Raw genomic sequence first — 14,080 nt, forward strand, 5'->3', positions numbered from 1 at the left:
ATCCCAAGAGTGCGTCGGCCGCCCGGAGGACCGCTGCCTCGGCGTCGGATCCGGCGCATATCCGCCTGATCCACATCGCACAACGCACATCCACTCGCCTCGAGAGACGAATCCCATGCGCACCAGGCTCACCGCGTTCCTTGCCGTTCCCGCCGCCGCGCTGCTGATGGCGGCCGCCCGCAACGAAGCGCCCGTGCAGGATGACTTTCGCTGGAGCGGCGCGCTGGCCGCGGGGCAGCGGATCGAGATCAAGGGCGTGAACGGCGCCATCCGCGCGGAGCCTTCGAACGGGAGCCAGGTGGAGGTGACGGCGGTAAAGCGCGCCGGCCGCCGTGGCGACGTGGAGGACGTTCGCATCGAGCGGGTGACGCACGGCGGCGGCGTGACCTTTTGCGCCATCTACCCCTCCGGCCGCCGCAGCCGCGCCAACCGCTGCACGGCGGGTGAGGAATGGAACACCAGCGTGGAGGACAACGACACCCGCGTTGAGTGGGTGGTGCGCGTGCCCCGCGGCGTCCACTTTCATGGCGCGACGGTGAACGGCGCGGTGAGCGCCCGCTCCATGCCGGCGGACGCCAGGGTCAGCAGCGTGAACGGCGCGGTGACGGTGAGCGCGGCGGGCGTGGTGGAGGCTTCCACCGTCAACGGTGACATCGACGCCACCACCGGCCGCGCCGACGCGGGACGCGACCTGAGCTTTACGACGGTGAACGGCGACATCCTGCTGCGCGTGCCGGCCGACTTTCGCGCCCGCGTGGATGCGGAGCTGCTGAACGGCCGCATCGAGAGCGACTTTCCGCTGGACATCCGGCGCGGGCGCTACGTGGGCTCCGGCGCGGAAGGCCAGATCGGCCGCGGCGGGCATGCGCTGAAGCTGGAGACGGTGAACGGCACCCTGGCGATTCGCCGCGCCGGCCGGTGAGGGTGTAGGAAAAGAGATTGGCCTCACACGGAGTCAACGTAGTTAACGGAGTAAAGATCCAAGCATTGGTCTGTGCATGATCGTTCTCTGCCATATCCGAAAGAACAGCAAGTGAGACGCGCGAGGACGCGGAGCAACACGGCTCTCCGCGTTCTCTCCGCACGATTTGATATTGATACCCAAATCCGGCAAAACACCTCATCTCAAGTCGGACTACAGGAAACAGAGGTCAGGGTACAGAGGAACAGAGAACAGCCAGAGGAACAGAGGAGAAACGGATCCCCCCTGTTCCTCTGGCTGTTCTCTGTTCCTCTGTACCTTCCGACGTTCTTTTTTCGGACTCGGTGTGAGCGTGAGACCCGCTCTTCTGGATGGTCATCCGGATGATGGAGGAGCCGGCACGAGAAAACTCCGTTAACTCCGTTGACTCCGTGTGAGGCATATCAGGCGAAGTCTGTCCTGGCAGGAGATCGGACCAAACGCGAAGGGGCCGCCCGGCGATGCGGGCTGCCCCTTCGCGTACGTCATGCGAAGAGCGGAATCAGTCGCGGTCCCACCAGACCCGGTGGTTCAGCGAGGCGCCGCCCTGCCGCTCCACGGCCGCCGTGTTGTTGGCGCCGTTCAGCGACTGCTCGCTTACGGGGTAGGGAAGCCGCACCGGGATGCGCTTTTCGTTAAGCGCGTCGCGCCCGGGGGCAAGCGCCGGACCGTCCAGCCGGCGCCACTCGGCAAACGCCTCGGGGCCGTTGCCGTACAGCGCGATCCACTTTTGCAGCGCGATGCTCTGCAGCCCCATGTACTGCACCCGCGGCTGCGCCAGGTACGCGTTGATGCTGTCCGCCGCGATGTCGTTGAACGCGTCGTTGGCGATGTTGAACTGCGTCATGTGCGCCCGGATGGCCGCCTGGTACAGCGCCGCCGGGTCGCCGGTGATCCAGCCGCGCTGCGCCGCCTCGGCCTGCAGGAACAGCACCTCGGCGTAGGTCATGACGTACGACGGCGCGTCGGCCCGCGCGAACCACTCGCCAATGCGCGAGATGCTGTTCAGCGGCTGGTCGCGCGTGTCGCCCGGCAGTTCGCCCCGGTACGTGCCCGCGCTGGTGGGCTTGGCGTAAAAGCGCAGCCGCGGGTCGTTCAGGTGCAACAGCGAATCGACCATGGTGCTGCTGATGGCGTGGTCGATGCGCGGGATGTTCTCGTACTCGTAGATGGGGTGGCCGTTGGTGCCGTTGGCCAGGTACCACAGCACCGCGTTGTCGGCGTTGCTGGTGAACACCCCGTCCGCCAGCGCGTCGGCAAATTCGGCCGCCGCCGGGCCGGGCGCCGCGTCGCTCAGGCGCATGGCCATCCGCAGCCGCAGCGAGTTGGCAAAGCGGCGCCACTTTTCCGGGTCGCCCCCGTAGATGAGGTCGGCCGCGCCCATCCGCGGGCCCGTGGAGGTGAGCATGGCCGCCGCGTCGCGCAACTCCTGCTGCATCCCGGCGTAGATCTCGGCCTGCGGATCGTACGCCACCTCGTTGCCGGCGCCCGGCTCGCGAATGCGCAGCGCCTGCGAGTAGCCCACGTCGCCCCACAGGTCGGTCACCACCTGAAAGGTGTAGGCGCGCATGATCATCCCCATCGCCTGCACGTTGGGCCGTCCCTCGGCGGCACCCTTCTCCACCACCTCGGACAGGTCCTGCAGCGGGCCGGCGAAAAAGCCCGTCCAGTGCGTCTGCGAGTTGCCGTCGCTGATCTCGTAGCGGTCCTGCTCGCTGAACCGGCTTTCGGCGTAGTGCTGCACGAACAGGCCCGTCAGGTCCATGTTCAGCGCCTCACCGGTGGCGCGGCCCACCGACGCCTCTACCGCGTTGGTGAACAGGTACTCAGCCGCGGCCACCTCGGGCTGGTTGGGGTTCTGGTTCAGCTCCGTAAGGCCGTCCTCACAGGCGGCGGCCCCCCCGGCCAGGGCGGCCACCAGCGCCGCGCGGCCCAGAATGCGAAGGTGCTTCATCGGGTTCTCCTCCCTCAGGGCGTTACGGAAATGTTGAACCCGATGCTTCGGGCCGAGGGCAGCTGCCCGTACTCGAAGCCCTGCACGTTGCTGGCGTTGAACGCCGTCTCGGGGTCGATGTTGGGAACGTCCGTCCACAGCTTCAGGTTGCGGCCCACCAGCGCCACGCTCAGCCCGCTCACCCCCATGCGGTCGCTGAACGAGGCGGGAAGGTCGTAGCCCAGCCGCACCTCGCGCAGCTTTACGAAGGTGGCGTCGTACACCCACTCCTCGCTGATGTTGGTGAGGCTCTTGTGGTACGCCTGCGCCGTCACCTTGCGGTCGTTGGGCACAGTGTCGCCGTTCACCACCTTCACGCCGGGGACGATCAGCCCGCCGCCGGCGGCGGTGTCGTGCGCCACCTCGCGCCCCCGCAGCGTCTCGTAGAGCACGCCGCTGCGGCGGCCGTACACGTTGGTGAGGGAGAAGATGTTGCCGCCAAAGCGCCCGTCCAGCGACGCCGAGAGCGACGCGCCGCGGTACGACAGCCGGCTGCTCAGCCCGCCGGTCCAGTCGGGGTCGTACTTGCCCAGCCGCTCGATGGGGCCGGTGGCCAGCGGAAGCCCGGTGGTGGCGCTCACCACGATGTTGCCCTGGCTGTCGCGCACGTACTTGCGGCCGTACATCACGCCGTACGGATCACCCGGGCGCGCCTGCACGCTCACCGTGTAGTACGAGCCGATGGTCAGCGACTGCAGGTCCTCGTACAGCGCGTCGACGTTGCTGCGGTTGCGGGTGTAGTTGGCGCTTACCTCCCACTCCAGCCCGTTGGAAAGCCGCAGGGGGGTGGCGTTCAGCAGCAGCTCCACGCCGCGGTTGCTGATCTGCCCCGCGTTCAGCATGCGCTCCGTCACGCCCGTCAGCGGCGTCACCTGCACCGGGACGATCTGGTTGCGGGTCACCTTGTCGTAGTAGGTAAGCTCCAGCCCCAGCCGGTCGCCCGCGCCGCGCAGCTCCGTGCCGATCTCCCACGACTGCGTGCGCTCCGGCTTCAGGAACGGGTTGCGCAGCCGGTTGCTCCCCGTGAGCCGCGGGTTGTTGTTGAAGAACTCGTCGGTGACGTACGGGTCGATCAGGTTGTACGGGTCGGTGTCGTTGCCCACCTCGCTCCAGCTTGCGCGCACCTTGCCGTAGGACAGGAAAGGCACGTCGGCGAACTGGGTAAAGATCAGGTTGGTGCTGACGGACGGGTAGAAGTACGAGCGGTTCCCCTCCGGCAGGGTGGACGACCAGTCGTTGCGCCCCGTGGCTTCCACGAAAAAGGTCTCGCGCCACGCCATCTGCGCCGAGCCGTACAGGCTGTTCACCCGCTGGCGGCTGCGGCGGTCGGTGAGCGTGGGGTCCACCGCCTTGTTGCCCACGTTGAACAGGCCCGGCACCACCAGGCTGTCGACAAACGTGCCCTTGAAGCGGCCGGTATTGTCGCGGCGGTTGCCGCCAAAGTTGGCGCCGAACTCAAAGTCGCCGCGGGCCGGCAGATCGGCCGTGAGCAGAAAGTCGCTGTTGGTTTCCTGCTCGAAGATCGTCGATTCGCCGTACGCGCCCGACCCGCTCTGGCCAATGGTGCCGGCCTGGTAGGTGCGCATGCGGTTTTCCTCGTACCAGTCGCTGCCGGAGCGCACCTGGCCGGTCAGCCACGGGGTGAGCTCGTAGCGCAGCGTGGCGCTGCCGATCAGGCGGTCGCGCGTGTCGCCGTTCTCGTTGACCAGCGCCGTCCAGTACGGGTTGTTGTTCCAGGCGTTGTTCCAGTTGAACTGCGACCCGTCCTCGTTGCGCAGGCGGTTGCGCAGCACCCGGGTGTCCACCTGGCGCCCGAACCACATGAACTGCCACATCACGTTGTCCTCGCCGTACCCCTGCGCCGGGCGGTTGCGGGCGTCGCTGTTGATGTACTGCACCGACGCGTCGGCGTGCAGCCGCTGTCCCAGCCGGGCCGAGCCGTTGAGCCCCGCCGTGGTGCGGTTGAGCCCGAAGCCGGGGTACATCCCCTCCTGGTCCAGGTGGGCCAGCGACAGGCGCACGTTCATCCCGTCGCGGCTGGACGAAAAGGCCGCGCTGGTGTTGGCCGTGCGCCCCGTCTCAAAGAAGTCGCGCACGTTGTCGGGGTGCGAGACCCACGGCGCCGGCTGGCCGTTGCTGTTGAACTGGCGGATCATGAGCCCCGAATCCAGCCGCGGCCCCCAGCTTTCGTCGGTGTCGTCGAACGTTCCCTCGCCGCGGCCGTCCACGTATTCGTACTGCCCGTTGAAGCCCTGGCCGTACAGGTTCTGGTAGCGGGGAAGCAGCAGCGGCGTCTCGTACGTCACCAGGGTGCTGGCGGTCACGCTGCTTTCCTGCCCGCGCCCGCTCTTGGTGGTGATGATGATGGCGCCGTTGGCCGCGCGCGATCCGTACAGCGCCGCCGCGTTGGGCCCCTTGAGCACCGTGATGGACTCGATGTCGTTGGGGTTCAGGTCCTGGATGATGTTGCCGTAGTCGATGGCGTTGTAGCCCGACGCGCCGGAGGCGGTCCCGCTCACGTACCCCGGTGCCGAGTTGCTTACCGGCACGCCGTCCAGCACGAACAGCGGCTGGTTGTTGCTGGTGAGCGAGTTGGCGCCGCGGATGACGATGCGCGAGCTGCCGCCCGCCGTGTTGGAATTGGTGATGGTCACGCCCGACACCTTGCCCGACAGCGCCGTGACCAGGTTGGTCTCGCCGCCCCGCGCGATCGCCTCGCCGCTCACTTCCTGCACCGAGGTGCTGATCTCGCGGCGCTCGCGGGGAATGCCCAGCGCCGTCACCACCATCTCGTCCAGCAGCACGCCGGCGGCGCCCAGCGAAAAGACCACGTTCGCCGTACCGCCGGCGGCCACGCTCACCTGCTCCTGCCCGCTGGTGTAGCCGATCCGCGCCGCCCGCACCGTGCGCGTGCCGGCGGGCACGTTGCGCAGCTCGAAGCGGCCCTCGGGCCCGGTAATGGAGGCCAGGCTGGTGCCGTCCACCGAAACGCGGACGCCCGACAGCGGGCTCCGGTTCTGGGCGTCGGCCACCGTTCCCTGGATGGTCCCCGTTCCCTGCGCCGCCGCCGGCCTTGCGGCCGCGGTGAGCAGGGCCAGGAACGTGAGCAGCCAACCGAGTTTGCGCATCAGGGTGCTCCTTCGAATGGGTGGGGTCGGGCGGAAAACCACGGATCGCGCGGCCGGATGCCGCGCCCGTCGAACATCAGGACCAGGGAGAAGAGAGGATGGAAGCCGCGACTGCATTGGATACAATGTTGCACACAATGCCGCGCACGGCAGCTACGCGCAAGCGTGTCGAGCCACACTGTGCACTCCGTTCCCAGCCAGTTCGCCTCCACGATTCGGTCCGGCGCGCGCAAGCCAGGGCCGTACCCGGTCCGCAGAGCCTGTCGCGCGTATGGGCGCGAAAGGCTTGTTCAAGGTTCGGCGGTCCCGGACAGGAGATGCGGGATGCCGCGCGGAACGGCGCGGAAATGCTCAGGACGATTCGGGGATCGGGTGCAGCCGGCCGGACCGAAAGGGATGGATTGGCCGCAGTTTACACCCGTGCCGCGGGCGCGGCAAGACCGTTCCGTTACAAACGACGATCCGCCGGGAGGCGTTCCCGGCGGATCAGCGATATACCGAATTTCCTTTCCCGCCGACCGTCGGCCGACATGCGGATCGTGCCGGAGAACGTGTTCCTCCCGTAATTCAGACTCCGACACCGCGCCCGTGGCGCGCTTCACCCGTTCACCCGTTCACCCGTTCACCCGTTCACCCTCACACCCTCACACCGCCCGCGGACGCACAAGCGCCTCTTTCGCGGGGACGGGATCCGGGCGCCCGAAGAGGAACCCCTGCAGCAGGTTCACCCCCAGCTCCGTCATCACCGCCCACTCCTCTTCGCGCTCGACGCCTTCGGCCAGCACCAGCTGTCCGTTGTCCTGCCCCAGCCTGGCCAGCGCCGCGCACACGTCGCGGTGCAGCGCGCTCTCCGGCGCGCGCGACACCATCTCGCGGTCGATCTTGATCAGGTCGGGGTTCAGGTCCGCCATCAGCGACAGTCCCGAGAAGCCGCTCCCCACGTCGTCCAGCGCCACCTTGAAGCCCCTGTCGCGGTAGAACTTCAGCAGGTTGCGCAGGTGCTCGCGCCTGGGCACGTGCTCCGTCTCCACTACCTCAAAGACCACGTGATCCGGCTCGAGCCCGCTCTCCGCCACCGCGCGCACGGTGGTGCGCAGGCAGAACTCGGGCTGGTAGATGGCGGTGGGAAGAAAGTTGACCAGCAGGTGGTGAGGCGGCCCCAGCCCGGCCGCGCCCGCGTTGCGCAGGTGCATCTCGCGGACGTGGCGGTCCAGCATGAAGGCGAGCTGTTCCTGGCGCGCCCACTCCAGCAGCGTGACGGGGCTTACGAGGGAACCGTCCGCCGCGCGGCCCCGCATCAGGCACTCGTACCCCCACACCTGCAGCGTGCCGGCCCAGAAGATCGGCTGGTACCACGTCTCCATCCGGTTCTCCGCCAGCATTCCCGCCAGCAGGGAGCTGTCCACGCGCACCATCTCCGCCAGCGGTTGCGCGTGGAGAAGGGTGACCAGCTGCTCCTCCAGCGGCACGCCGCGCGTTGCCCACGCCCCGCGCAGCCCGGCAAAACGGTCCGCGTCCACCTCCGTGCGAAGGAACGCCGCCACCTCGGCCACCCCCGACCAGCGCGACCCGCTGCCCACTTCAATGCGCACCGCGGAGAGCGGGCGGTTCACCTGCCAGTCTTCGCCCGGCGTAAGCCCTTCCATCTCCGGGTACCGCTCCAGCTCCGGCGCCAGCACCACCAGGCTGCGCGCGTCCGTGCGGCACTCGCACGGCAGGGGGTGCTTGGCGGTGTTCAGGTGCCCGGTATCCAGTTCCACGTGCTCGCCATCCACTGCAAAAAGATCTTGGTCGATGCCGCCCGGAGGGTCGTGCGCCCCTGCTGGAGACGCGCGGTGCCTGGCCGAAGGCCGCTGGGCCGCGGGGGCCGTACAGGCGGAGTTGATGTCGTTGATGCCGCGAATCTATCGGTCCGGGCACGCCGGCGGCAGGTCCTCCGCCCACGTCCACCCCGCATTCATCGCTCCGCGCGGATACAGCCGCCCGCTTTTCAGCGGGCGGTGATACGCCGCGCCAAAATACGGATGCCCAGCGCCGGACGGAAATCGTCCCGGCACTGGGCATTCTGCAATCGGTACTGCCGATTCCCTCAGGCCTGATGCGTCCAGACGCGTACCCGGTCCAGGAACGCCCGCACGTCCAGCGGCTTGGCCACCATGTCGTCGCAGCCGGCCTGCAGCACGCGCTCGCGGGCCCCTTCCATGGCCGTCAGCGCCACGATGGGCACGCCGCGCAGCCCCTCGGCCGCGCGAATCTCGCGCGTGGCCTGAAAGCCGTCCACCTGCGGCATCATCATGTCCATCAGGATCAGGTCCGGCCGCTCGGACAGCGCCAGCTCCACCGCCTGGCGCCCGTTCGCCGCCTCCAGCACGCGGTAGCCAAACGCGTCCAGCAGCGTGCGCAGGGCGTCGCGGCTGTCCTCGTGGTCCTCGGCGATCAGCACCAGCGGCGCGCGCGCGGGATCCACGTCGTCATCCTCCGGCGGCCGCACGGACGAGATGCGGGGAACCCGGGCCTGCCGAGGGCGTTCGGCAAGCGAATAGTACGAAGGCGCCTCAGTGGGCGGCGGCGAAGGAAGAGCCATGCGGTATCTGGGGGTGCCGAGCGGAACCGCGGCGGGAACCGGAGTACGGTAAACGCAAATTCCGTCATCCACAGAAGCAATTCACATGCCCGGCCATGCACAGCTAAGTGCGCATTCTGCGCTCCTTTGGCATCCCGGCATGTACCTGCCTGGCGCGACGGTTGGCGTGCGCCGCGCGCGGGGCGTATCATCTCCCGTCATCCAACCCTGTGACCCCGGCGAGAGACACGGATGCCCCGAATGCAGCTTACCCGCCGCGTGCGGTTCAGCGCGGCGCACCGCTACCACCGCCCCGACTGGAGCGACGCGCGCAACCGCGAGGTGTTTGGCCCCTGCGCCAACCCGCACGGCCACGGGCACGATTACCTGCTCGAGGTGACCGTGGAAGGCGAGGTGGACCCCGTTACCGGCTTTTCGGTGGACCTGGGCCTTCTGGACGCCGTGCTGCGTGAGGAGGTGGTGCAGCCCTGGGACCATCAGCACCTGAACTTTTTGGTTCCCGAGTTCGCCCCCGGCGGCCTGATCCCCACCACGGAGAACATCCTCGCCCTCGCCTGGCGCCGCATCGAGCCTCGCCTCGCCGGTGCCCGCCTGGTGCGCCTGCGCCTGCACGAGAATCCGGATTTTTACGTGGAGTACGAGGGAACGGAGTAGGGCAGGAAGACAAAGGGGACGGGGGGGACAGGGGACAACGAACGACGGCACCGGTTGATGGAGGCAAGGCGTCGTTCTGAGTTCGGAGAACGTGCCGAACTTCCTCAGTTGATCGAAAAAAGCCAGTAGTCGATCGAAAAAGCCAGTCATCCTGAGGGAGCGCACCACGTGCAACCAGAAGTTGCACGATAGTGTGCGCGCGACCGAAGGACCTTCTCTCCGCTCGCGAGGAGCAGGCGCCCGGACAGAAATCCAGCCCCACGGATGTGCTGGCAAGGTCCTTCGGTCGGCGCCAAAGCCTTTCGTACCAGCAAGATACGACGCGGCGCCTCCCTCAGGATGACTGATCGGGGGGACGCGGCCTTAGGGGGCCGGGCCCCCTGTGGACCGCCGAACCGCTGAGGTAAAAGAAGAGGACGCGGATGATGGCCTCATCCACGTCCTCGTCTCTTACTCTACTGATCTGGACCGCCGACGCGAGAAGGGGCACGACTCACCATCACACCCTCACACCCGTTCACCCCTTCACCCGTTCACCTTCTCCCCCTCCTGCAGCGCCGGCGCCGTCACCCCCGGCGCGTACCGCGGCACCCGCGGTCCCAGCACGTTGGCGCGCACGATGTGCCACAGGGCCGCCACGCCGTCGCGCCAACCGATCTTCTTGCCCTCCGCGTACGTGCGGCCGGCGTAGCTGATGGGCACCTCGTAGATGCGCGCGCGCGCCTGCGCCAGCCGCGCCGTCAGCTCCGGCTCGATGCCAAAGCGGTCGGTGCGCAGCGGCAGGCTCTTCAGCAGGTCGGCGCGCACCATCTTGTAGCACGTCTCCATGTCGGTCAGGTTCAGATCGGTGAACATGTTCGACAGGAGCGTGAGCGCGCCGTTCCCCAGCCGGTGCCAGAAGTACAGCACCCGGTGCGGCCCGCCCAGGAACCGGCTGCCGAACACCGCGTCCGCGCGGCCGTCGGCGATGGGCTCCAGCAGGCGCGGCAGCTCGAACGGGTCGTACTCCAGGTCGGCGTCCTGGATCACGATCACGTCGCCCGTGGCCGCCGCGATCCCCGTGCGCACCGCCGCGCCCTTGCCGCGGTTGCGCGGGTGCGCCAGCAGGCGGTGGATCACCCCCTCCGCCTCCAGCTCCCGCAGCCGGGCGAGCGTGTTGTCGCGCGAGCCGTCGTCCACGCAGATCAGCTCCACGTCCAGCGGCACGGCGCGCACGCGGCGAATGCTGTCCGCCACCGTCTCTTCTTCGTTGTAGACCGGCATGACCACCGAAAGGCGGATGCCGGCACCGGAATCGTGCATCGTCATCGTCATACGTCGTTCTTGCGGGCGATCGCGATCAGGCTTTGCCCCACGGGCGGCGTCCACACCCGCTCAAGCGCCTGCACCCAGGGAATCACCCACCGGTCGTAGATGCGCGCGTCGCGCGCGCTCACCGTCTGCTTGCGCAGCACCTTTCCGCTCAGCCACCACGCCGCCACCCCGGGCAGGTTGGTGTACTGCACCCGCAGCGGCTCCAGCCCGGCCCCCCGCAGCCTGTCGGCCAGCAACGGGCGCGTGTAGCGGCGAAAGTGCTCGAACGCCCGGTCCAGCGAGCCGTAGATGGCCGGCACCGCGGGGACAAACAGCAGCAGGTGCCCGCCCGGCGCCAGCAGCCGGTGCGCCGCCCGGACGAACGCCGCGTCGTCGCGCACGTGCTCCATCACGTTTACCGCCACGATCGAATCCGCCGAACCCGCCTCTCCCGCGTCTTCCAGGTACCCCTGGCGCGTGCGGACGTGCGGGCGGTCCGCGAAGCGCGCCTGCAGGTGCGGGTAGTTGTTTTCCGCCGGCTCCACCAGCGTCAGCTCCGTCCCCGGCGCCGCCTCCAGCAGGTGTTCGGCAAAGGTGCCGATCCCCGCGCCCACCTCCACCACCCGGCGGCCCAGGTACGGGCTGAAGCGGCGGACGATCCAGCGGTAGTAGTTGCGCGCGCCCGCCAGCGCGTCCAGCTCTTCGCCGGAATAGGTGAACGCCGCCGCGTCTCGCGATTGTGCCTGCAAGGTCCGGATTCGGTGGATCGGGGTGGGTCAGGATGGTTTTCCGCGCGCGAAGGGATACATCCCCGGCGCCCCGTCCGCCAGTGCCCTGGCGCATCTCCGGCGAAGAAGCGGTGTGGAAGCTGGGGTTTGGCGCGATGCGACGGGCCCTCTCCCCCGACCGGCCTTTTGCTCGTTCCTCGCAACGGCGGTCGACCCCTCCCCCAACTTCGGGGGAGGGGTTGGGGTGAGGCGGGCGGTGGGGTGTCGAGGATGAAACCGTGCGGGAGGGTGAGCGCGCCGAATGATTCAGCGCGCGTCATCTCTCGCCGAAGTCGGGACCCTGGCCCGCGGGAGGGTGGCGCCGAACTCCGAGGATTACAGCGCAGAGGCGGGGAGAGGGGCGCATCGCGACGCAGTCGGATGTCCGTCGCCGACTCAGGCGCCGCCTCGTTCCGCGATCGTGTCAAACGTTTGCAGACATGCGTTCGGGGCCGTTGCTTGACACGCGCGGGACCGTGCGCCAGATTCCGCGCCGCATCTCCCGCTCTACGTTGAACTTGCCCACACACGCATCAGGAGGACCGGTGGCCCAGGCCGCTGTTCTCATGCTGGAAGACGGCCGCGCGTTCCGCGGCGAAGCGTACGGCGCGCCCGGCACCGCGTTCGGCGAGGTGGTCTTCAACACCTCCATGACCGGCTACCAGGAGGTCCTTACCGACCCCTCGTACAGCGGGCAGATCGTCACCATGACGTACCCGCTCATCGGCAACTACGGCGTCAACGCGCAGGACGAGGAAAGCGCGGGGCCGCAGGTGGCCGGCTGGGTCATGCACGAGGCGCCGCCCGTGTACAGCAACTGGCGCGCGGCCGAGTCGCTGGACGACTACCTCAAGCGGCACAACGTCGTCGCCATCACCGGCGTCGACACTCGCGCGCTTACCCGCCACATCCGCTCGCTGGGCGCCATGCGCGGCGCCGTCTCGTCCGCGGACGTGGATCCGGAGGCGCTGCTGGAGCAGATCCGCGCCCAGCCGCAAATGGAGGGGCTGGACCTGGCCTGCGGCGTGTCGACCGACGCGCGCTACACGGTTCCCGCCGCGGGCGACGCGCGCTTCCGCGTCCTGGCGTACGACTTCGGCGTCAAGTCGCACTCGCTCAAGCTGCTGGCCGAGAAGGGGTGCGAGATCACCGTCCTTCCCGCCGAAACGCCCACCGAGGAGATCCTGGCCGCCGGCGCCGACGGCCTGTTCGTCTCCAACGGACCGGGCGACCCCGAGGCCGTGGGACATGCGCTCACCGCCATCCGCGAGCTGGCGGGGCAGGGAACGCCGGTGTTCGGCATCTGCCTGGGGCACCAGCTCATCGCGCGGGCGTTCGGCGCCGAAACGTACAAGCTCAAGTACGGGCACCGCGGCGGCAACCACCCCGTGCGCCGGCTCAGCGACGGCGCCGTGGAGATCACCGCGCAGAACCACGGCTTTGCCGTGCGCGGCGACGAGGAGGGCATTCCCGGCGCCCCGGCGCTGCGGGTTACGCACATGAACCTGAACGACGGCACCGTCGAGGGGCTGGAGCACCGCGAGCGGCCGGTTTTCTCCGTGCAGTACCACCCCGAGGCCGCCCCGGGACCGCACGACTCGCGCTATCTCTTTGACCGGTTTGTGGATGAGATGGCGCGCCGCCCCGCCGCCGCCAAGCGAGATGCTTGACGGCGCACGGAGCGCGGATTATCCTTCCGCCCATACTAAGTGACCTTCCACCAGATCGTTAGGGCACTTCACCCGCGCCTCTCCGGCGTCGGCCGCATCCGCCGCTCCCGAACCCGATCGGACGCATTCGGCCATACCGGGCCGGCCCGCTCCACGCCCCCCGGCGCGGAATCCCCTGCCCGGAACACCACGATTCGCGCGGAATTGGCGCATCCTGCGCCCCATTGCCTCGCACGCAGCCACGCACGGCACCAACCCCCAGAGGAGCTTCTCACATGACCAAGGCGGACCTCGTCCAGCGCGTCGCCGACACCATCGGGCCCGGAGTTACCAAGCGTGACTGCGCCGTGGTGGTCGACGCGTTCCTGAACGCCGTCAAGGACGCGATGGCCGAGCACCAGAACATCGAGATCCGCGGCTTTGGCACCTTCAAGGTGCGCGAGCGCAAGAGTCGTCTTGCCCGCAACCCGCGCACCGGCGACCCGGTAGAGGTTCCGCCGCGCGCCGTGCCCGTGTTCAAGCCCTCCAAGGAGCTTCGCGCCATCGTCGAGGAGCGTCCGCTCGAGGTGTGAGCCGCCGCGCCTGAAAAACGCTGCGTTCAGGGGTGCCGTCGGCGCCCGTCCCGTGACCCGGGGCGGGCGCCGATCTTGCGTTCAGGCTCTCGCCGTCCCCCCACTCCCGGAGCCTGACAATCATGTCCTACGCGTCTGACCGCGCCGCCTCGCGCTACGCCCGCGACCGCGACCTCCTTCCCGACGACCCGCGCATGGGCCCGTACGAGCTGCGCTACGACGTGCGCCGCGGGTACGAGGGCACCGCCCCCATCCGCCCGCCGCGCGACACGTCCGCCCAGGACGTTCTGTTCTTCCGCGCGCGCGAGGACCGGCCGCCAGCTGACTGACCGGGCGGATCCCGGCGACGACTGCAACGACGGGGTTGGGCGTGTCCCTCCGCTGCGCGCCGGGGGGGCGGGGCCGCCGGCGCGCCAACCGCCCGAGCACCCGCCGCCCCGCCCACCGGCCGCCACCCC

General features: G+C 68.7%; 11 protein-coding genes. 5 read left to right on the top strand and 6 right to left on the bottom strand.

Going from position 1 to position 14,080, the window contains the following annotated elements; all coding sequences use genetic code 11:
* Nucleotides 1-115 precede the first annotated feature (115 nt).
* Nucleotides 116-922, top strand: coding sequence for a DUF4097 family beta strand repeat-containing protein (locus tag ACOJUJ_RS22835; protein WP_420129228.1), 807 nt, complete (start codon nt 116-118; stop codon nt 920-922).
* A gap of 541 nt (nt 923-1,463) precedes the next feature.
* Here the strand turns inward: ACOJUJ_RS22835 and ACOJUJ_RS22840 are convergent.
* From ACOJUJ_RS22840 to ACOJUJ_RS22855, 4 genes are all read right to left on the bottom strand, one after another.
* Nucleotides 1,464-2,915, bottom strand: coding sequence for a SusD/RagB family nutrient-binding outer membrane lipoprotein (locus ACOJUJ_RS22840; protein ID WP_420129229.1), 1,452 nt, complete (start codon nt 2,913-2,915; stop codon nt 1,464-1,466).
* A gap of 14 nt (nt 2,916-2,929) precedes the next feature.
* The gene (locus ACOJUJ_RS22845; RefSeq protein WP_420129230.1) at nt 2,930-6,082 is read right to left on the bottom strand and encodes a SusC/RagA family TonB-linked outer membrane protein; all 3,153 of its coding nucleotides are present in this window, start codon (nt 6,080-6,082) and stop codon (nt 2,930-2,932) included.
* 644 nt (nt 6,083-6,726) lie between these two features.
* Entirely contained in the window at nt 6,727-7,842 is a 1,116-nt protein-coding gene (locus tag ACOJUJ_RS22850) for an EAL domain-containing protein (protein WP_420129231.1), read from the bottom strand.
* 329 nt (nt 7,843-8,171) lie between these two features.
* Nucleotides 8,172-8,666: a response regulator gene (locus ACOJUJ_RS22855; RefSeq protein ID WP_420129232.1), complete on the bottom strand. Its 495-nt coding sequence runs from the start codon at nt 8,664-8,666 to the stop codon at nt 8,172-8,174.
* A gap of 231 nt (nt 8,667-8,897) precedes the next feature.
* Here ACOJUJ_RS22855 and ACOJUJ_RS22860 point away from each other — a divergent pair, with 231 nt between their 5' ends.
* The gene (locus tag ACOJUJ_RS22860) at nt 8,898-9,320 is read left to right on the top strand and encodes a 6-pyruvoyl trahydropterin synthase family protein (protein WP_420129233.1); all 423 of its coding nucleotides are present in this window, start codon (nt 8,898-8,900) and stop codon (nt 9,318-9,320) included.
* 525 nt (nt 9,321-9,845) lie between these two features.
* On the opposite strand, the gene ACOJUJ_RS22865 is transcribed toward ACOJUJ_RS22860, so the two are convergent.
* Nucleotides 9,846-10,622, bottom strand: coding sequence for a glycosyltransferase family 2 protein (locus tag ACOJUJ_RS22865; RefSeq protein WP_420129236.1), 777 nt, complete (start codon nt 10,620-10,622; stop codon nt 9,846-9,848).
* An 8-nt stretch (nt 10,623-10,630) separates the two neighbouring features.
* Nucleotides 10,631-11,362, bottom strand: coding sequence for a class I SAM-dependent methyltransferase (locus tag ACOJUJ_RS22870; RefSeq protein WP_420129234.1), 732 nt, complete (start codon nt 11,360-11,362; stop codon nt 10,631-10,633).
* Nucleotides 11,363-11,946: 584 nt separating this feature from the next.
* Between ACOJUJ_RS22870 and carA the strand changes: the two genes are divergently transcribed.
* The 3 genes from carA to ACOJUJ_RS22885 all read left to right on the top strand — a co-directional run bounded on the left by carA (nt 11,947) and on the right by ACOJUJ_RS22885 (nt 13,951).
* A complete protein-coding gene (gene carA, locus ACOJUJ_RS22875) occupies nt 11,947-13,050 on the top strand; it encodes a glutamine-hydrolyzing carbamoyl-phosphate synthase small subunit (protein WP_420129237.1) in 1,104 nt (367 codons plus the stop codon).
* A gap of 275 nt (nt 13,051-13,325) precedes the next feature.
* A complete protein-coding gene (locus ACOJUJ_RS22880) occupies nt 13,326-13,622 on the top strand; it encodes an HU family DNA-binding protein (RefSeq protein WP_331126007.1) in 297 nt (98 codons plus the stop codon).
* 122 nt (nt 13,623-13,744) lie between these two features.
* A complete protein-coding gene (locus ACOJUJ_RS22885) occupies nt 13,745-13,951 on the top strand; it encodes a hypothetical protein (protein WP_420129235.1) in 207 nt (68 codons plus the stop codon).
* Nucleotides 13,952-14,080: the final 129 nt, after the last annotated feature.

Origin of the sequence: Longimicrobium sp. (genome assembly GCF_048594345.1) — a bacterium.
In the GTDB taxonomy this organism is placed as follows: Bacteria; Gemmatimonadota; Gemmatimonadetes; order Longimicrobiales; family Longimicrobiaceae; genus Longimicrobium.